We start from the raw sequence: 17,110 nt of genomic DNA on the forward strand, positions 1-17,110 counted from the left end.
AAACCCAAGGCCGGTCAGAGCAAGCCCAGTTCCGCCAATTGGATCTTCAGCTCTTCGGGCATGTCTTTGCCGCCCTTGATGGCGCGGGCGTCGGCGGGCGCATCGTTGACTTCGAGATAACGCCAGCCCTGAAACGGCGAGCGAAAGCGGCGCTCGGTCTGCACGAGTTCGGGGTCATAGACGATGCCGCAGTGAGGCACGCCGTTCTTCGTCACCTGCTTGAGATCGATCAGCCGATGGCGGGCGCAGATATGGCCCTTGATGACCCAGTAGAGCGAGCCGCCGTCGAGCAACTCGTCGATGCGCTTGGGCATCATCCGCGTGACGTGGACGAGTTCGAGCGGCTGCTTTTTCTTGCGGCGTTCCTTGAGCCGGGCCTGCTGCCAATCGACCAAATCCTGGATGGACTCCACACCGACGCAAAGCTTCACGAGATGAACGGTCATGGCGCCGTCTTAGCCAAGCCGAGCGGGTTCGCCAAGACGATCCTCAAGGGTGTCCACAGCCGCCCTTGCGGAAAATACCTATACGTCAGGCGGTGGAGCGTTTTGTCGTTATTTTTCGCAGGTTTCCGTCGTTTTTCGGCGGCGGACCCGCGCGTCCGGCGACAACATCGGACAGGCCCGGCGATTTATTTCAGACCCCTTTAACGGGGTCCAGACATGGTGAGAAAGACCCATCGCATTGTGGCGTCCCGATGAACCTTCCGATCTACCAATTGATGTACGTCTCGACGGCGTCGTGGCCCCTCAACACCGACGAACTCTCGGCCATTCTCGATGTGTCGCGCGCCAAAAATCAGCGGGCGAACGTCACCGGCTTGCTGCTCCACATCGATCAGGGATTCCTCCAAATCCTCGAAGGCCCGGAAGCTGCGGTAATGGAAATCTTCCGCCCGATCGAACGCGACCGGCGCCATTTCGGCATCCGCGTACTTGTACAGCAGCATGTCGCCGAGCGCCTGTTCGGCGGATGGAGCATGGGCTTCGATCGCTGGACCCGCGGCGAACCGCGGACCGCCGACATGTTCAAGATCACGGCGGACGCAATCGAAAATGCGATCTCCCCCGAGAAGGCCGCAGCACTCGCGGTCCTTCTCAGGAGCTTCTATCGCATCAACACCGGCGGCGGTGCGGCTACCGGTCGATGATCGCCCCGACCAGCTTCTTGATCGCGAACACGACCGTATCGAGCACCAGGAACACGGCGTAGCAGGCGACCGCCATTTTGGCGAAAGCCAGATTGAACTCGGGCATCGTCAGCGCCGCATTGTTGATCACGACCGGCCCGATCACTTGCGCCGCGATGAAAACCGCAGCCGCCAGAACCGGAATGAAGATCACACCGGCAAATTTGTTGGTGATGAGACCAAAGAACAACGCGACCACGACGACATAAACCAGCGTCGGCATGACGCAAAGCGTGTGCAAGAACCCGACGAAATACGTCGGGAAGCTCGTAACAACTTCCATGGCAGACCCCCTAGCCTAGTGCGCTTAGTCTACGCCAAGCAGGCCGGAAGAGCCATCGGGCTCAGTGGTGGGCCGCCGCCGGCTTCAGGAGCCGGGTACGAAGGAAATAAAACAACGCGATCAGAACCACGTAGCCGACATAGATCGCCAGCCAGTTGCGCCAGGTCACCGGCTCGGTCAACGCCGGCAGCCGGATCGCCGCGCCGTGGTCGATCGCGGGAGCCAGCATCAGGGCCACGATGTGGAATGCCAGGGCCGCCAGCGCCATTTCCCACAGCTTCTTCCAGGCCGAGAGCTGGAACGAGGCGATCAGGGCGATAATCAGCCCCAGCACCGCGTTTACCTGATTGAAGCCCAGCCGGAAGATGTCCAGCACGGCATTCAAGGCATTAAGGATCGTGTCCATTGCGCAGCCCCCGTTAGGATTAACCTTCGCGAGCAGACAACAGACCGCAACAGTTTTCAATTCGGACGTGAAGGCAGCTCAGCCGCCGAGCAGCGTTTTCCAGCCGAACAGCAGCAGACCGAGCACGCCGCCCAGCACCAGGACGACCAGGAACAGCGAGAAACAGCCCAGCCCGCAGCCGCCGCAGCCCAGCGCGCGCAGCAACGGCCCACCGTTGAGGTAAATTCTGGTTTGAGGGGGCGGCAGAGGATCGGACATCGCGCAAATCGCCAAGCAACGATTGTGCTTAGCCTGTTTCGGCCCGATCACCAAGGGCGGAGCCAGTCATAGCCGCGCCGCGTCAAATCCCGCGCTCAAGGTGCCCCACCCCACCCACAGCGGAGGACGACAAGCGGCGAACGGCGAGCGTCCGCCGCGTCAGGTCGTCGGCACCGTCAGACGGATTTGCGTTCGCGCACCATCTCGGCGAGCCAGCCTTCCGGCTCGTTGTCGATATCGAAGGTGAAGTGATTGGCAATCGCCTTCACGATCTCAAGCTCGGGATATTTCGCTTTGATCTCTTCGGGCGAGCGCGCCTTGATCACCCCCCAAACGCCGGCTTTGCCGAAATCGTACGAAACCAGATATTCGATCTTTTCCTGCATCAGCTTACCATCTCCAGTGCCAGCGCCGTTGCTTCGCCACCGCCAATGCAGAGCGATGCAACGCCTTTTTTCAATCCGCGCTTTGCCAGCGCATGCAGCAGCGTCACCACAATTCGTGCTCCCGAACATCCGATCGGATGGCCCAGGGCGCACGCCCCTCCATTCACGTTCAACCGCTCGTGAGGCAGATCCAGTTCGCGCATAGCGATCATCGCAACCGCGGCAAATGCCTCATTCACTTCGAACAAATCCACGTCCTCGACCGACCAGCCCGCCAACTCCAGAACCTTGCGGACCGCCCCGACCGGGGCCGTAGTGAACCAACGCGGCTCCAACGCGAAGCTCGCATGGGCAACGATACGCGCGACGGGCTTAATGCTCTGTGACCGTAGGCCATCCGTATTTGCCAATATGAGGGCCGCCGCCCCGTCCGAGATCGAGGAGGAATTGGCCGCCGTGACCGTCCCGTCCGGGGCAAATGCAGGCCTCAAAAGGGGGATTTTGGCCGGATCGGCCTTGCGCGGGGGTTCGTCGTGGGCAACCGGAGACCGGCCGGCCGGCGTTACGGGGGTAATTTCGGCCTCGAAGTCCCCCTCGGCCAGAGCCCGCTTGGCCCGAACCAGCGACTCAGTCGCATAGGCATCCTGGTCCTGGCGGGTGAACTGGAAGTGGCGGGCGGCGTCCTCGGCATAGGTGCCCATCAGGCGGTGCTCGGAGGCATCCTCCAGCCCGTCCAGGAACATGTGGTCCTTGATCTCGCCGTGCCCCAGCCGGTAGCCGCCACGGGCTTTGGGCAAGAGGTAGGGCGCATTGGACATGCTCTCCATCCCCCCGGCGACCGCAAAGCTCCCCCGCCCCAGCGCCAGCCCGTCGGCGGCGACCATGATCGCCTTCATGCCCGAGCCGCAGACCTTGCTGACCGTGGTCGCGGGAACGGCATCCGGAATGCCGGCCTGGCGAGCGGCCTGGCGCGCGGGCGCCTGCCCCATGCCGGCGGGAAGCACACATCCCATGACCGTCTCGCCGATCTCACTTGCGGGAATTTCGGACCGCTCCATCGCAGCGGCAATCGCGGCAGCGCCAAGCTGGGGCGCGGAGAGCGACGACAACTCGCCCTGAAAGGCGCCCATCGGCGTACGGGCGCCGGCAATCACAAAGACGTCGGACATCAGCATTTCTCCAGCCTGATTTTGTCGGTCGCATATCAGTGTATGCGCAACATACAGACCGGAGACGGAGCGGGCGAGCGTGTCAGAAGGTCAACTTCGGGCACTTCCAATGCGTCCAGCACATCATCGCAATTGTGAGCGCAATCAGTTCACGCCATGCGCATTTAAATGCGCGCTGTAAGCCTTGTCGCTTTCCTGAATGTGATGTTTCAGCCAGTCGCGCAGGAAGTTGAGCGTCTCCATGCCGAGACCGGTGGTGCCGGCCTGAAACTTCTGGATCTCGGCCATCACCTGCGTCTTGAGCTTTTCGTGCTCGCGCTTGTGCGCGGCGGCGCCGGGATAGGCGGTCTCCGCGAAGAACTTCTCCTCGCGCTGGAAATGCTCGACGGTATAGCTGGCGAGCCGGCGCAACACGCCGCCGACGACGTCGTTGCTATGCCCTTCCAGCATGCCGGAATGCAGCTCGTTGATCATCGCGATCAGTTTTTTATGATCCTCGTCGAGGACGCGAACCCCGACGCTCATGCCCGGATTCCAGGTCAGCAATGCCATGACAGCCTCTCTTGCAGCACGCCGTCATTCCAGTCCCGCTCTGGTTAAGGACTGCCAAAACTAAACGGTAAGTAGTTTCCCAGAGCGTTGCAGCACCAGCATTTGCAGGGCCGCCGCCGCTTCATCGAATGCGCCTGTCCAATCACCCCAGGTCCGCTGCCGGAACAAGCGCATCGACGGATACCACGCACAATCGGAACGGCCGTACTGCCACATCCAATGCGGCACGCGGCAGAGCAGCACCCATACCGGCTTGCCGAGCGCGCCGGCCAAGTGCGCGACGGAGGTGTCGGTCATAATCACCAGATCAAGCTCGGCCACGGCAGCGGCGGTTTCGAACATGTCGGCCGTGTGCGGCGTCAGGTGGACCACCGGAGCAGCCGGCAGCGCTTTCAGCTCCTCTTCCTGCGGTCCCTTCTGCAAAGAAAAGAGTTGCACGCCCGGTATGTTGAAGTGGGCGAGAAAGTAAGCCAGCTTGGCGTCGCGATCAGCCCGCGATGCATAGGTGCCGCTGCCGCCCCACACGATCCCGACCTTCAACCTCTCTCCGGCCGCGGCGGCGATGATGGGCGCCAGACGCGCGCGCTCCTGCGGATCGGCGGTGATATACGGCTCAGTGGGAATGGCCGCTTCGTCGGGCGTGAACACTCCCGGCAGGCTGCACTGCGGAATATGAAAGTCGACGGCCGGCAGCGGTTCGCCTTGCAGGATGATGCGATCGGCCACTCCCATCGATGCCAGCAGCGCCCGCGACGGCTCGCGGCATTCGACAATCATCTCGCCGCCCAGCGCCTTGACCCGCTTGAGATAGCGCGCCACCCAGATGCCGTCACCGAGCCCCTGCTCGGCCGCCACCAGCAGCGTTTTTCCGGCGTAGGGCCCGCCGTTCCAGCGCATGCCGGGCAGATCACGCTTGGGCAGTTCATCGCGACCGAACCGCGCCTCGTAGTCCTGCCAGCCGCCGGCATAATCGCCGAGCCGAAGCCGGCTGAGAGCACGATCCCAAATCACATTCTCATTCGCCGGCTCGATGGCCAGCGCCGCATCATAGGCATGGAGGGCCTCGCCATCGCGGCCGGCGGCCGTCAACGCAACGCCGAGATTGTGCAGCGAGGTGGCGACATCCGGTTCGAGTTCGAGTGCCCGGCGATGACAGACGATCGCCGCCTCGCAGCGCTTGAGGTCCTTCAGGGCATTGCCGAGGTTCGACCATAGGGCGGCATAATCCGGTGCCACCGCAATGCCGCGCCGGTAGCACGCCACCGCCTCCGGCTGCCGTCCCGTCATCCGTGCCACCACGCCAAGAAGATTCCACACCGCCGGATCGTTCGGATGGACCGCCGCAATCCGGCAGCCGATATCCTCGGCCTCCGCATACCGGCCAGCGGAATAAGCCTGCATGGCGTCTGCAAGGCTGATAACGGTCGACGGTTTTAACTCTTCCCCGGCCACCCGAATTCCCCTCGTTTCACGGCCGCGAATTGACCACGGATCGCACGGCACATCCCGCGCGACACAGGGGCGCGGCACGGGTTCCGGAAATGATGGTTGGGCCGAAATGGCACCCTAGAACAGCCTTCACTCCGTTTGCAAAAGGAAGGCTGGTGCGGTCGAGAAGATTCGAACTTCCACAGGATTGCTCCCGCTAGCACCTCAAGCTAGTGCGTCTACCATTCCGCCACGACCGCAGCTCAGGGGGGCGGGGTGTAGCAAACCCCAAAGCGCTTGTGAAGGGCTTGGAATCCGGCCGAAATTCACCAGAACGGGCTTTCTCGGCCCAAACCGGGCGGCAAACCGCCGCGCGGGCGGTCAGGTGCCGCAATAGAGCTCGTAAAGCAGCCGGACGATGCGCCGGACCCGCGGGTCGGCAACGCTGTAATAGATCGTCTGGGCCTCGCGGCGGGTCGCCACCAAGCCGTCCTCGCGCAACCGCGCCAGATGCTGCGACAAGGCCGACTGACTGAGTCCGGACGACTGCACCAGCTCGCCGGCGCTCTTTTCGCCCGACCCGAGCTCGCACATCACCCGGAGGCGCGCGCCATGACCCAGGGCGCGCATCAGACCGGCCGCCTCGTCGGCCCGGTGCGCCATCGCCTGCATCTGCTTTTCTTCGCTCGCGGCCATCGGCTCCTCGGATGCCGGAATATTAGATTACTCTAATATTAAGGCAAGAGGTGATGTCGGTCGCGCGTCATAACCGAAAACCGGTTCCCACTTTTCGGTGAAGCGCTAGATGCCCTCGCCGTCGACGCCGACGTGGATGCCGCATTCGTCCTTGTCGAGCCCGGCCCAGCGGCCGTCGCGATAGCTCTCGCCCGTCTTGACCCGGCGCGTGCACGGCATGCAGCCGATCGACGGATAGCCGTCGGCCACCAGCGGATGGCGCGGCAGGTTGTGGGCGGTGAGATACTCTTCGAGCTGCTCCTGCGACCAGCCGGCCAGCGGATTGAAGCGGAAACGGCCTTCGAAGAACTCGACCGCCGCCATGCCGGCGCGGGCCCCGGTCTGGAACCGCTTGCGGCCGGTGATCGAGGCATCGAAGCCTTCCAACATGCGGCGCAACGGCAGAACCTTGCGGAAATGGCAGCAGGCATCGGGATCGCTCGACCACAACGTGCCTTCCGGATCGAGCCGATCGCGATCGGCCGCGCGCGGCGCCACGGCCCGCAAATCGCCGAGACCGAGCACATCCTGCAGCCGGTCGCGATAGCGCAGCGTCTCGCCGAACAGCTTGCCGGTGTTGAGGAACAGCACCGGCGTGTCGGGGTCGATCTCCACCGCCATATGCAGCAGCACCGCCGACTCCGCACCGAACGACGAAACCATCGCGACTTTGCGCGGGAACTCGGCGAGCGCCAGCGCCACGATGCCTTGGGCGTCGCGGTTCGCCGCCTCGGCCTGAAGCCGCGCCAGACGCGATGCGGTCGCTTCGTCCAGGCTTTCACGCCGTTCGCCGGCGCGCGGGGCGCCGCTGATGACCGTCACACTCACCCGAGCCAACCCTTCTCTTCGATGATCTTCCGTGTACGAACCGATATGTCGGCGGCCGAAGCGCCCTCGCCGCGCCAGCGCGTGCGGGCCTCGCCCAATTCCGCCGAAAACACTTCCCACTCGGGACCGAAACGCTCCTCCAGCCATTCGCGCAGGCGCCGCGCCAGACCGGGCGCACGGCCGCGGGTCGAGACGCTGAACAACAGATCGCCGCGACGGACGATGGCCGGAACGTGGAAATCGCAGAGCGAAGGCACGTCCTCGACATTGACGAGAATGCCGGCCCGGCGCGCGCGTGCAGCCAGTACCTCGGACAGGTCCGTGGGCAGCCCGGCGACGAACAGAATTCTGAGATCGCCGAGATCGCCCTCTGGGAGCACGGGTATGGGGGTGATACCCGCGCCCGCCAGCAGCGCACGGCGGCGCTCCAGAGCCTCGCCCTCGCCAATGAGGCCAATTCTGGCTGTTTCGGGGGTCAAGACGATCGGGAGCACGGCTTCTGCCTCAGCGAACTACACTGAAGTAGGTGCGTTCTCCAAAAAATGCAAGAACATAGTGTGAATACCTAGTTCTTACGTAGAGATTTGTATTTTAGTTGTAGCCCTTCAGGAGCTCGAGAACCGAGACCCCGATCCGGTCGCCCTGGATGATGATTTCGCCGCGCGCGACGGGCTTGTCGTTGGCCAGGATCAACACCGGGTCGTCCTGGCTGGCATCCAGCTCGATCACCGCGCCGCGGCCCATCCGCAGGAGCTGGTGCATGGGAATGACCGACCGGCCCAAGACCACGGAAATTTCGACTTTGACATTCTGGAGATTGTTCAGCATGGGCCGTACCCTGGGCAACGAAGCACATGCTTAGGCCGACATGCTTTCTCAATCGTTAATAGCTCCCGAATGGACCGTCCGTCCGGGATTCCTGCCCTACCCCGAAGCCGTCGCGTTCATGGAAGAGCGCGCCGCCGCCATCGCCGACGGCACCGCGCCCGAGCTGGTCTGGCTGGTCGAACATCCGCCGATCTACACCGCCGGGACCAGCGCCCGCGAAGAAGATCTGCTCGATCCCCGCTTTCCCGTGTTCAAGACCGGACGCGGCGGACAGTTCACCTATCATGGCCCCGATCAGCGGGTCGGCTACGTGATGCTGAACCTCAGGCCCCGCGGCGGCGACGTCCGGCGTTATGTCCACGATCTCGAAGAGTGGCTGATCCGGGCGCTGAAGCGCTTCGACGTCAAAGGCGAGCGCCGCTCCGACCGCGTCGGCATCTGGGTGGTACGCGGCGACCGCGAGGACAAGATCGCGGCCATCGGCGTGCGCGTGCGCCGCTGGGTGACCTTCCACGGCGTCGCCCTCAACGTGGCGCCGGACCTCACCCATTTCGACGGGATCGTGCCGTGCGGAATCCGCGGCCACGGCGTTACCAGCCTGAAGGACCTCGGAATTGTCGTGAACACAAACGAAGTTGACCTTGCGCTACGCGCAGCCTTCGAAGAGGTGTTCGGCCCCGTACGCATAGCATCGGAATAGCCTGACGCCTTGTCGCACCACATATAAGCAGGATACGGCTCTCAGAATTGTTCCTTTCTGGAGGGTCTGATGCCACGCGTTTCTGCAGCTTTTTTCGTTACCGGCGGATTGTTCGTTCTGATGGGCATGTTCGGCGGCATGTGGATGGGAATGAATGAAGACTTCCGGCTGATGCCGGTGCATGCCCATCTCAATCTTCTCGGCTGGGTGACGATGGCGCTTTACGGCGGCTTCTATGCTCTGACCGCGAAGACCTATTCGAAGCGGCTGGCATGGACCAACTACGCGCTCTCGACGGTCGGCGTGATCGTGATGATCCCGCTGCTTGCGGTGTTCCTGTTGACCCAGAACAAGGCGCTGGCGCCGTTCATGGGAATCGGCGAACTCATCTCGGTTTCGAGCCTCGTGGTGTTCCTGATCTCGGCCGTTCGCGAACTGATCCGCCGCCGCCCGGCGCTGGATGCGGAAGCGTCCGACGTCGATCCGGTGCGGCTGGCAGCCGAATAAGCTTTTTGTTGACGCGCAACTTATCGGAAAACCGCTTCACACTTTTCCGGTTGCGCTAGAACAGCCGCATCACCAGCGGTGCCAGGATTGCCGTGAGAAGACCGTTCAGCGCCAGCGCCAATCCGGCGAAGGTGCCGGCGATGGGGCTGTCGTGGAAGGCGCGCGCCGTGCCGATGCCGTGACCGGCGAGCCCCGAGGCGAAGCCGTGGGCGGCGTGATCGTGAACCCGCAACAACCGCGTGAGCGGCAATGCGATCACGCCGGTGAGAATGCCGGTGACGACGACGATGGTGGCGGTCAGCGACGGCAAGCCGCCGATGAGCGACGCGATGCCCATGGCGATTGGGGTGGTGACCGATTTCGGCGCCAGCGAAGCGAGCACGTCGTGCGGCGCGCCGAGCAGCCACGCGATGCCGACGGCGCTGAAGATGGCGGTGAGCGATCCGGCGAACAAGGCGACGAGGATGGGCACTGCCAGCCGGCGCACGCGCTTGAATTCGGCGGCAAGTGGAACTGCCAGCGCGACCGTCGCCGGACCGAGCATGAAATGGACGAACTGGGCGCCTTCGAAATAGGTCGTGTACGGCGTTTTGGTGGACCACAGCAGCAGCGCCAGCGGAATCGTGGCGACCATCACCGGATTGGCCAGCGGATGGCGGCCGACCATCTTGGCAAACCGGTCGGCGAGCACGTAAGCGGCGAGCGTCGCGAACAGCCACAGCAAGGGGCTTGCCGACAGATAGACCCAGAGGCGCGTGATGTCGGTCATTCGCGATTCTCCAGCTTCATGCGGTGAACCACGAACCGGAAGGTCAGTGCGGTGACGGCGATCGCCAGCGCGGTCGAGCCGAGAATGGCGGCACCGATGACCAGTCCCTGCTTGGCGATCAGCGGCAGGAACTGCACGATCCCCACCGCCGCCGGCAGGAACAACAGCGACAGGTTGCCGAGCAGCGTCGCCGCTGCCGCCTCGCAAGTCCGACGCAGCTTGAGGCTGGCGATACAGCACACGCCGAGCATAGCCATGCCGACAACAGGACCGGGAATGCCCACGTGCAGCACGCGGACGAGAACCTCGCCTCCGAGTTGGAAGCCGAGAAGAATGGCGAAGGATTGCAGCATCAGTAGGTCGAAGCGATATGGAAGCCCGTCAGTTTGGGCGGTTCAGCACGATGGAGTTCGACATTTGTCACGGTGGACCATTGCGGCCCGCGCATACAGATTCCCACGAAGGTCTCTACCTGAACGGTGGGACCGGACACAAGGATTTCCACCGTTCCGTCGAATTGATTGCGGACCCAGCCGTTGAGCAGGAGCTTGCGGGCCTCGTTGGCGGCGAAGGCGCGATACCCGACGCCTTGCACATGGCCTTCGATCTTCAACCGCAGCGACGTGATATCCTCTTCTCCGGCCATTTTCGTTCCCGTCTCAGGCAAATTCCAGAATAACGTCGTTGAGCGCGAGATTGTCGCCCGCACGAACCTTGATCTCGGCAATGGTGCCGTCGCGCTCGGCGAGCAGCACGTTTTCCATCTTCATCGCTTCGACGACCGCCAGCGGCTCGCCCGCCTTCACCTCCTGGCCGCGGTCGACGATGATCGACACGACGAGACCCGGCATCGGACAGAGCAGCTTCTTCGACGTATCGATCTTGGCGCGCTTAGGCATGAACTTGGCCAGTTCCGCCGCGCGGGCGCTGCGCACCGTCACCAGCGCCTGATGGCCGCCCTGGCTGAGCTGATAAGCACCCGGCAAGCGGATGAGTTGGATCGCGTATTCCTGCCCTTGGTCGAGGATCCGCAGCATCGGCTGGCCCGGCCGCCATTTGACTCCGGCGGAGTAATCGGTGCCGTCGATCTTGCTGAACAGTTCGTCACCGGCGAGGAAGGCATCGCTCACGGCGAACTCGGTCGCTTCGAGCGCGACCGTAAACCGCTCCGAACCGTTGAAGGGCCCGTTGAGCGTGCCGGAAATGCCGCTGGCGCGCTTGGTACGGGCGAGCTTGGCGGCGACGGCCGCAGCAACGAACCGTCGCTTGGCGGCCGCATCCATGGCGCGGCTCTTGAACCCTTGCGGGAATTCCTCGGCAATGAATCCAGTCGACAAGCGCCCTTCGCGGAAGCGCGCGTTATGGGTCAGCGCACTGAGGAACGCGACGTTGTGCTTGATGCCGGAGAGCACGAATTCGTCGAGCGCCACGCTCATCGCATTCACCGCCTCGACGCGCGTCGGGGCATGCGTGGTGACTTTGGCGATCATCGGATCGTAATGGATGGTGATGTCGTCGCCCTCATGCACGCCGGTATCGATGCGCAAAGTGGCGGAACCGATCTTGCCCTCGTCCGGCGCGTGATAGCGCACCAGCCGGCCTGACGACGGCAGAAAGCCGTGCGCAGGGTCTTCGGCATAAATGCGGGCTTCCAGCGCCCAGCCCTTCGGTTTCACATCCGCTTGGCGCAGCGGCAGCGCTTCGCCGGCTGCGACGCGGATCATCAGTTCGACGATGTCGAGCCCGGTCACCGCTTCCGTGATGGTGTGCTCCACCTGCAGGCGGGCGTTCATTTCGAGGAAGTAGAAGTTCTTGTCCTGATCGACGGCGAATTCGACCGTTCCGGCGCTGTCGTATCCTGCGGACTTGGCCAGCGCGACCGCCGCGCCGCACATCGCCCGGCGCATATCGGGATCGACGAACGGCGACGGCGTTTCTTCCATCACCTTCTGATAGCGGCGCTGCAGCGAACATTCGCGCTCGCCGAGGTGGATGACATGGCCGTGCTTGTCGCCCATCACCTGCACTTCGATGTGGTGCAAGGGCGAGATGTATTTTTCGAGAAAGAGCCGATCGTCGCCGAAACTGGACCGCGCCTCGTTATGCGAAGACAGCAGTGCCTGGCGCAGATCCTTCTCACTACGGACGATGCGCAGTCCCTTGCCGCCGCCGCCGGCCGACGACTTGACCATCACCGGATAGCCGATCTCGGCGGCAATGCGGGCGGCGTGGCCGACGTCGATCACTTCACCAACATAGCCAGGGATGGTGGGCACGCCGGCATCCTTGGCGAGCTTCTTCGACCAGATCTTGTCGCCCAGCCGGGCAATGGCCTCGGGCGACGGGCCGATGAAGGCCAGTCCGGCAACCCGCGTGACCGCCTCGGCGAAAGCCTGCCGTTCCGACAGGAAGCCGTAGCCGGGATGGATCGCCTCGGCGCCGGTCTTTCTGGCGGCTTCCAGGATAGCGTGCGTGTTGAGATAGGATTCGACTGCCGGGGCCGGCCCGATCCGTACCGCCTCATCGGCGAGGCCGGTATGCAAGGCGCCGCGATCGGCATCGGAATAGACCGCCACGGTGCCGATCCCCATGCGGCGGGCGGTGCGGATGATTCGGCAGGCGATCTCGCCCCGGTTCGCGATCAGAATCTTGTTGAACACGCGTCCCTCTACGCCCCCGTATTTGCTGCGGATACTGCGAACGAGACCGGCATTCTTGCTTTTAGGAGGTCCTCAGGCTCAGGTAAACCCATGTCGGTTTTATCTCGCGTCCACACCCCCTTGAAGGCCGTACCCCGCCAGCTCGGCCGCAACCTGTTCCGTATGCATATCGAGAACGGGGCCTTCGTTTCCCTGGGGATGGCGGTGGTGGGCGGCGGCTTCGCCCTCGCCTTCGGCCGGACCGATGCCATCCTGGCAGCTTCCGGGGCCCTATGCGCCTCCATCGTCGACCGGCCCGGTCCGCTGCCGGTCAAAGCCCGCATGTTCGCCCTGGCGGTCGCAGGCGCGTGCCTGCTGGCCTTCCTGACCATGGCTGCCCACGAGCACCGGTTCCTGATGGGCGTCCTGGTGGCGTCGATGAGCATTGTCTCGGGTCTGGTCTCGGCTTACGGCCAGCGGGCGATCGGACTGGGTGTGGCCGCCGTCCTGGCGCTCCTGTTCGGCATGGCCGCCAACCAAGCGGCGCTGCTGCCGATCTCCGGCTACATGACCTTCTTCGCCGCCGGCGGCGTTTGCTACACCCTGTTCGCATTGGCCGCCTCGGCCGTACTCGACGACCGCAACCGCCGGACCTACCTCAGCGAAGCCGTCCACGCCTTCAGCGCCTATCTGGCAGCCAAGGCGGAGCTCTACGATCCCCAAGCGCGGACCGACGAAGCCCTGCGCCGGCTGGTGGAGGCGCATGCGGCGTTCATCGAGAAACTTCAAGCGGCACGCGACTTCATCTTCCTGGGGCGCAAGACGGCGGCGCGGCGGCGCTGGATGGCAGCCCTGCTCGCCCTGCTCGACGTGTTCGATACCTTGGTGTCGAGCGATGCCGATATCGAGACCTTGCGCAATTCCGGCCATACCGGACTGCTGGAACAGTTGAAGACCCTCACCGACGCCTTCGCCGACGACTGCGAGGAGCTGGCCCTGGCATTGACCACGCCGGGCAAGCGGTTCGACTTCAATGCCCATGCCGACGAAATCGCCGCCTTGCAAGCCGAAGTCGAACAGATGGCCGCCACAAGCTGGGGACGCGAGACGCTGGCGACATCGGCGTTCCGCTCCACCGGTCACAAGCTCGGGCTCGGCATCGCCCGCATGGAGCGGCTGGCGCAAGCCGCCGATCCCGACGCCGACGCCCGCACCATCCTGCCCGACGTCGACCTCGAAGCCTTCGTCCATCGCGACCGCATGGACGCGCGCGTGCTCGCCTCGCAGTTCAGTTGGTCCTCGCCGGTGTTGCGCTACACCCTGCGGCTGACCGGCGCGATGGTCTCCGGTTATCTCCTGACGCTGCTGATGCCCGGAATGCTGCACGGCGGCTGGGTGCTGCTCACCACCATGCTCATCATGCGGGCGAGCTACGCCGTCACCAAGCAGCGCCGCAACGACCGCATCGTCGGGACGGCCGCGGGCTGCGTGGTCGCCGCGCTTCTGGTGCATTACGTTCCGGCGCCGCTGCTGTTCATCCCGGTGATTTTCACCGTCGGCGGCGCGCATGCCTTCGCCACAGTCGATTTCCGCGTCACCGCGCTGTGCGCCTCGATCACCGCCCTGTTGCAGCTTCACTTCTTCGGGCCCGCCGTCGAACCGGGAACGGTGCTGGTGCTGGAGCGGCTGGGCGATACGCTGGTCGGCGCAGGGCTCGCCTGGGGCTTCAGCTATCTGTTGCCGAGCTGGGAATGGAAGAACGTGCCCAAGCTGGTCGCCGTGATGGTGGACGCCGACCGCGCCTATGCCGCCCTGTCGCTGGCGCGGCGGCGCAACGACCACGACTTCCGGCTGGCCCGCAAGCGCGCCCACGACGCCACCGCAAACCTCGCCATGACCGTGCGGCGCCTCGCCGACGAACCCAAGATCGACCGCAAAGTGCTGGCCGATCTCAATGGCCTCGTCAGCGCCAACTATCTGTTGGCGTCGGATCTCGCGTCGATGCGCGTGCTGTTCCGCACCCGCAAAGCCGAACTCGATGCCGACGCCACCGAAAAGCTGCTGACCACCGCACGCGGCAACATCGACCAGACGCTCGACACCAATGCCGTTCCGGAACGGCATAAAGGCCACCTGCACCGCCGCAGCCTGGGCGAAAGCCTCGGCGGCCATAACGCCATGGTGTCGCTGACGCGGCGCCTGATCCACATCGAACGCACCGCCGAGCGCGTCGCCATGCTGGCGGCGCGCATCCCGAAACAGGTTTGAGGACCGATATGGAATACCATCGCTCGGAAACATTCGCCGCCGCCGGACTGCCGTTCTCGGAAAGCGCCCGCGTCGGCGACGTGCTGTATCTTTCCGGCCAGCTCGGCAACCGGCCGGGAACCAAGACACTGGTGCCCGGCGGTCTCGAAGCCGAAGCGCATCAAGCGATGCGCAACATCGCCCACACGCTCGCCAAGCATGGGCTGACGTTCGACGACGTATTCAAGGTCCAGGTCATGCTCGCCGACATGGCCGAATGGGACGCCTTCAACGCCGTCTACGTCACCTATTTCAAACCCGACCGATTGCCGGTGCGCTCCGCGTGGGGCTGCAACGGCCTCGCACTCGGAGGCCGCTGCGAAGTGGAGTGCTGGGCCTACACCGGCAACCGCTAGAGTTATTTCGCCTTCATCACCTTGTCGCGGGCGGTGCGGAATTCGCTGTCGGCATGCCAATTCGGCCATTTGTCGGAATTGGCCAGCGTGTCGCCCAAGGTGTGCAGGATTTCGACGTCGGCGGACATGCCGGAGAAATCCCACTTGGGATCGAATTCGTCCGACGGTTGATGATAGTGGTGCGCGAGATAGTCGTCGCCCAGCGCCTTGGCCCGCGCCTTGCCGCCGTCGATCAAATCCTCGCCGCCGCCGGGCGTGATCGCCGGGACGCCCGCGCGCGCCAGACTGAAATGATCGGAGCGGAAGAAGCCGCCCTTCTCGGGCTCTGAATCGGGCGAGATCACGCGGTTCTGCGTCTTCAAGGCATCGGCGAGCACGTCTTCGAGCTCGGACTGGCCGCTGCCGGAAAGGCTCATATCGCGGGCGCGTCCGCCGGCAATGCCGCCATCGAGATTGACCACGCCGACGATGTGCCGGAGCGGCCAGACCGGATGCTCGGCGAAATACTCCGACCCCAGCAGGCCTTGCTCTTCCATCGTCCAGAACGCGAAGCCGATCGAACGCTCCGGCTTGCCGTCGTGAACGAAGGCCTCGGCCAGTTCCAGGATCATCGAAACGCCGTAGCCATTGTCGACCGCGCCGTTGTAGATCTTGTCGGTGCCGGGAAGCTCCGGCTTGATGCCGAGATGATCCCAATGGGCGCTGAACATCACCACATCGCCGGGGGCCTTCTTGCCAGGAATGACGCCGACGACGTTGCGCGTCTTGACGTGGCTGATGTGCGACACGGCATGAACGCTGAGCGTCTCGCCCGCCATCTCGACCGCCTTGAAGCCGCGCTTGTTGGCGGCAGCCTTGAGGGTCGCGTAATCGAGCCCGGCACGCTTGAACAGATCCTTGGCGGTGTCGAGCGTCACCCAGCCTTCGATCTTGACGCGATTGCCGTTCTTGTCCTTGTTCTCGAGCCAGTACTTGCTGCCGGAATGGGAGTTGCGCACCACGTTCCAGCCATAGGCCGCCGGCACGGTCTCGTGCACGATGATGGCGGCGGCGGCACCCTGGCGCGCGGCTTCCTCGTATTTGTAGGTCCAGCGGCCGTAATAGGTCATCGCCTTGCCCTTGAAGAAGGCGGGATCTGGCGCGGCGTCCTCGTTGCCGGGATCGTTGACCAGAATGACCACCGTCTTGCCCTTGACGTCGATGCCGGCGTAGTCGTTCCAGCCGTATTCCGGCGCCACGACGCCGTAGCCGACGAACACCAGCGGCGCGTCCTTCACCTCGACCGTGCCGGCGGCGTATTGCGGCGTCCAATAGGTGACCGCTTCCGGGAAGTTGGGCGTCAGCGAACCCTCGCGGGTGGCGAACGAGAACGCCGACTTCGGTCCGTCGAGCGCGATTACCGCGGCGGCGACATTCTGGAAATAGCTGCCGTGATTGCCCGGCTTGACGCCGATCCGTTTCAACTCATCGGCGATCCACTGCGCGGAAGCCTCGCCGTTCACCGTACCGGGACCGCGGCCTTCGAAGGCATCGTCGGCAATGGCTTTGTCGCGCGCGGCGATATCGGCCGCCTTGATGTCCGGACTGGTGACGGGATGGACCGGATATCGGGCCGGAGCCGCCCCGATCAGGAGCAGCGCAGCACACGCGGCAGACGCAGAACGCAACAACGGCATAACGGCAGGCCTCCTCTAGACGAGAAGGCGATGTTAAAGGCGCGCGCCCCCGCCGCAAATCACAATCCGCGGCGCCGCCAACCTGCCGCAGAGT

At 64.0% G+C, this 17,110-nt stretch carries 22 protein-coding genes and 1 tRNA gene; 5 read left to right on the forward strand and 18 right to left on the reverse strand.

What is annotated here, in order from left to right; all coding sequences use genetic code 11:
• Nucleotides 1-14 precede the first annotated feature (14 nt).
• Nucleotides 15-446 (reverse strand): DUF1489 family protein, encoded by a 432-nt coding sequence (locus FHS84_RS03770; protein WP_166930550.1) that lies wholly within the window; start codon nucleotides 444-446, stop codon nucleotides 15-17.
• A 251-nt stretch (nucleotides 447-697) separates the two neighbouring features.
• Between FHS84_RS03770 and FHS84_RS03775 the strand changes: the two genes are divergently transcribed.
• The gene (locus FHS84_RS03775) at nucleotides 698-1,150 is read left to right on the forward strand and encodes a BLUF domain-containing protein (protein WP_166930552.1); all 453 of its coding nucleotides are present in this window, start codon (nucleotides 698-700) and stop codon (nucleotides 1,148-1,150) included.
• Here FHS84_RS03775 and FHS84_RS03780 read toward each other — a convergent pair.
• From FHS84_RS03780 to FHS84_RS03830, 12 genes are all read right to left on the reverse strand, one after another.
• Nucleotides 1,137-1,472 (reverse strand): hypothetical protein, encoded by a 336-nt coding sequence (locus FHS84_RS03780; protein WP_166930554.1) that lies wholly within the window; start codon nucleotides 1,470-1,472, stop codon nucleotides 1,137-1,139. The genes FHS84_RS03775 and FHS84_RS03780 overlap by 14 nt on opposite strands.
• 61 nt (nucleotides 1,473-1,533) lie before the next feature.
• Complete coding sequence (locus FHS84_RS03785) at nucleotides 1,534-1,878, reverse strand: hypothetical protein (protein ID WP_166930556.1); 345 nt, start codon at nucleotides 1,876-1,878, stop codon at nucleotides 1,534-1,536.
• A gap of 78 nt (nucleotides 1,879-1,956) precedes the next feature.
• Nucleotides 1,957-2,136: a hypothetical protein gene (locus tag FHS84_RS03790; protein WP_166930558.1), complete on the reverse strand. Its 180-nt coding sequence runs from the start codon at nucleotides 2,134-2,136 to the stop codon at nucleotides 1,957-1,959.
• A gap of 176 nt (nucleotides 2,137-2,312) precedes the next feature.
• A complete protein-coding gene (locus FHS84_RS03795) occupies nucleotides 2,313-2,522 on the reverse strand; it encodes a hypothetical protein (protein WP_166930560.1) in 210 nt (69 codons plus the stop codon).
• On the reverse strand, nucleotides 2,522-3,691 hold the full coding sequence (locus tag FHS84_RS03800) for an acetyl-CoA C-acyltransferase (protein WP_166930562.1): 1,170 nt from the start codon (nucleotides 3,689-3,691) through the stop codon (nucleotides 2,522-2,524). Before FHS84_RS03800 ends, FHS84_RS03795 begins: the two co-directional genes overlap by 1 nt.
• A 144-nt stretch (nucleotides 3,692-3,835) precedes the next feature.
• Nucleotides 3,836-4,243 carry a bacteriohemerythrin gene (locus FHS84_RS03805; protein ID WP_166930564.1) on the reverse strand — a complete coding sequence of 136 codons (408 nt, stop codon included), beginning with the start codon at nucleotides 4,241-4,243 and terminating at the stop codon, nucleotides 3,836-3,838.
• 60 nt (nucleotides 4,244-4,303) lie between these two features.
• Nucleotides 4,304-5,695: a tetratricopeptide repeat protein gene (locus FHS84_RS03810; protein ID WP_166930566.1), complete on the reverse strand. Its 1,392-nt coding sequence runs from the start codon at nucleotides 5,693-5,695 to the stop codon at nucleotides 4,304-4,306.
• 150 nt (nucleotides 5,696-5,845) lie between these two features.
• Nucleotides 5,846-5,931 (reverse strand) — tRNA-Leu (locus FHS84_RS03815).
• A 121-nt stretch (nucleotides 5,932-6,052) separates the two neighbouring features.
• Nucleotides 6,053-6,367 (reverse strand): ArsR/SmtB family transcription factor, encoded by a 315-nt coding sequence (locus FHS84_RS03820; protein ID WP_208393683.1) that lies wholly within the window; start codon nucleotides 6,365-6,367, stop codon nucleotides 6,053-6,055.
• A 105-nt stretch (nucleotides 6,368-6,472) separates the two neighbouring features.
• Entirely contained in the window at nucleotides 6,473-7,234 is a 762-nt protein-coding gene (locus FHS84_RS03825; RefSeq protein ID WP_208393684.1) for a phosphoadenylyl-sulfate reductase, read from the reverse strand.
• Nucleotides 7,231-7,728, reverse strand: a complete 498-nt coding sequence (locus FHS84_RS21095) for an NAD(P)-dependent oxidoreductase (protein ID WP_208393685.1) — start codon at nucleotides 7,726-7,728, stop codon at nucleotides 7,231-7,233. Before FHS84_RS21095 ends, FHS84_RS03825 begins: the two co-directional genes overlap by 4 nt.
• 97 nt (nucleotides 7,729-7,825) lie before the next feature.
• Complete coding sequence (locus FHS84_RS03830) at nucleotides 7,826-8,062, reverse strand: FliM/FliN family flagellar motor switch protein (RefSeq protein WP_166930570.1); 237 nt, start codon at nucleotides 8,060-8,062, stop codon at nucleotides 7,826-7,828.
• A gap of 40 nt (nucleotides 8,063-8,102) precedes the next feature.
• Here FHS84_RS03830 and lipB point away from each other — a divergent pair, with 40 nt between their 5' ends.
• Nucleotides 8,103-8,762, forward strand: a complete 660-nt coding sequence (lipB, locus tag FHS84_RS03835; RefSeq protein ID WP_166930572.1) for a lipoyl(octanoyl) transferase LipB — start codon at nucleotides 8,103-8,105, stop codon at nucleotides 8,760-8,762.
• Between the two features lie 69 nt (nucleotides 8,763-8,831).
• The gene (locus FHS84_RS03840; RefSeq protein WP_166930574.1) at nucleotides 8,832-9,269 is read left to right on the forward strand and encodes a cbb3-type cytochrome c oxidase subunit I; all 438 of its coding nucleotides are present in this window, start codon (nucleotides 8,832-8,834) and stop codon (nucleotides 9,267-9,269) included.
• 55 nt (nucleotides 9,270-9,324) lie between these two features.
• Here the strand turns inward: FHS84_RS03840 and FHS84_RS03845 are convergent, their stop codons facing one another.
• The 4 genes from FHS84_RS03845 to FHS84_RS03860 are packed head-to-tail and all read right to left on the reverse strand — an operon-like array spanning nucleotide 9,325 to nucleotide 12,698.
• Nucleotides 9,325-10,038: an LrgB family protein gene (locus tag FHS84_RS03845; RefSeq protein ID WP_166930576.1), complete on the reverse strand. Its 714-nt coding sequence runs from the start codon at nucleotides 10,036-10,038 to the stop codon at nucleotides 9,325-9,327.
• The gene (locus FHS84_RS03850; RefSeq protein WP_166930578.1) at nucleotides 10,035-10,391 is read right to left on the reverse strand and encodes a CidA/LrgA family protein; all 357 of its coding nucleotides are present in this window, start codon (nucleotides 10,389-10,391) and stop codon (nucleotides 10,035-10,037) included. The genes FHS84_RS03845 and FHS84_RS03850 overlap by 4 nt, the downstream gene beginning before the upstream one ends.
• Nucleotides 10,391-10,684 (reverse strand): acylphosphatase, encoded by a 294-nt coding sequence (locus FHS84_RS03855; RefSeq protein ID WP_166930580.1) that lies wholly within the window; start codon nucleotides 10,682-10,684, stop codon nucleotides 10,391-10,393. Before FHS84_RS03855 ends, FHS84_RS03850 begins: the two co-directional genes overlap by 1 nt.
• Before the next feature lie 13 nt (nucleotides 10,685-10,697).
• Complete coding sequence (locus FHS84_RS03860; RefSeq protein WP_166930582.1) at nucleotides 10,698-12,698, reverse strand: ATP-binding protein; 2,001 nt, start codon at nucleotides 12,696-12,698, stop codon at nucleotides 10,698-10,700.
• A 90-nt stretch (nucleotides 12,699-12,788) separates the two neighbouring features.
• Here FHS84_RS03860 and FHS84_RS03865 point away from each other — a divergent pair, with 90 nt between their 5' ends.
• Both FHS84_RS03865 and FHS84_RS03870 read left to right on the forward strand, forming a co-directional pair.
• Nucleotides 12,789-14,945: an FUSC family protein gene (locus FHS84_RS03865; protein ID WP_166930584.1), complete on the forward strand. Its 2,157-nt coding sequence runs from the start codon at nucleotides 12,789-12,791 to the stop codon at nucleotides 14,943-14,945.
• Nucleotides 14,946-14,953: 8 nt separating this feature from the next.
• Entirely contained in the window at nucleotides 14,954-15,340 is a 387-nt protein-coding gene (locus FHS84_RS03870) for a RidA family protein (RefSeq protein WP_166930586.1), read from the forward strand.
• A 2-nt stretch (nucleotides 15,341-15,342) separates the two neighbouring features.
• Here the strand turns inward: FHS84_RS03870 and FHS84_RS03875 are convergent, their stop codons facing one another.
• Entirely contained in the window at nucleotides 15,343-17,016 is a 1,674-nt protein-coding gene (locus FHS84_RS03875) for a M28 family metallopeptidase (RefSeq protein ID WP_166930588.1), read from the reverse strand.
• Between the last annotated feature and the right edge of the window lie 94 nt (nucleotides 17,017-17,110).

This window comes from Rhizomicrobium electricum (assembly GCF_011762045.1).
In the GTDB taxonomy this organism is placed as follows: Bacteria; Pseudomonadota; Alphaproteobacteria; order Micropepsales; family Micropepsaceae; genus Rhizomicrobium; species Rhizomicrobium electricum.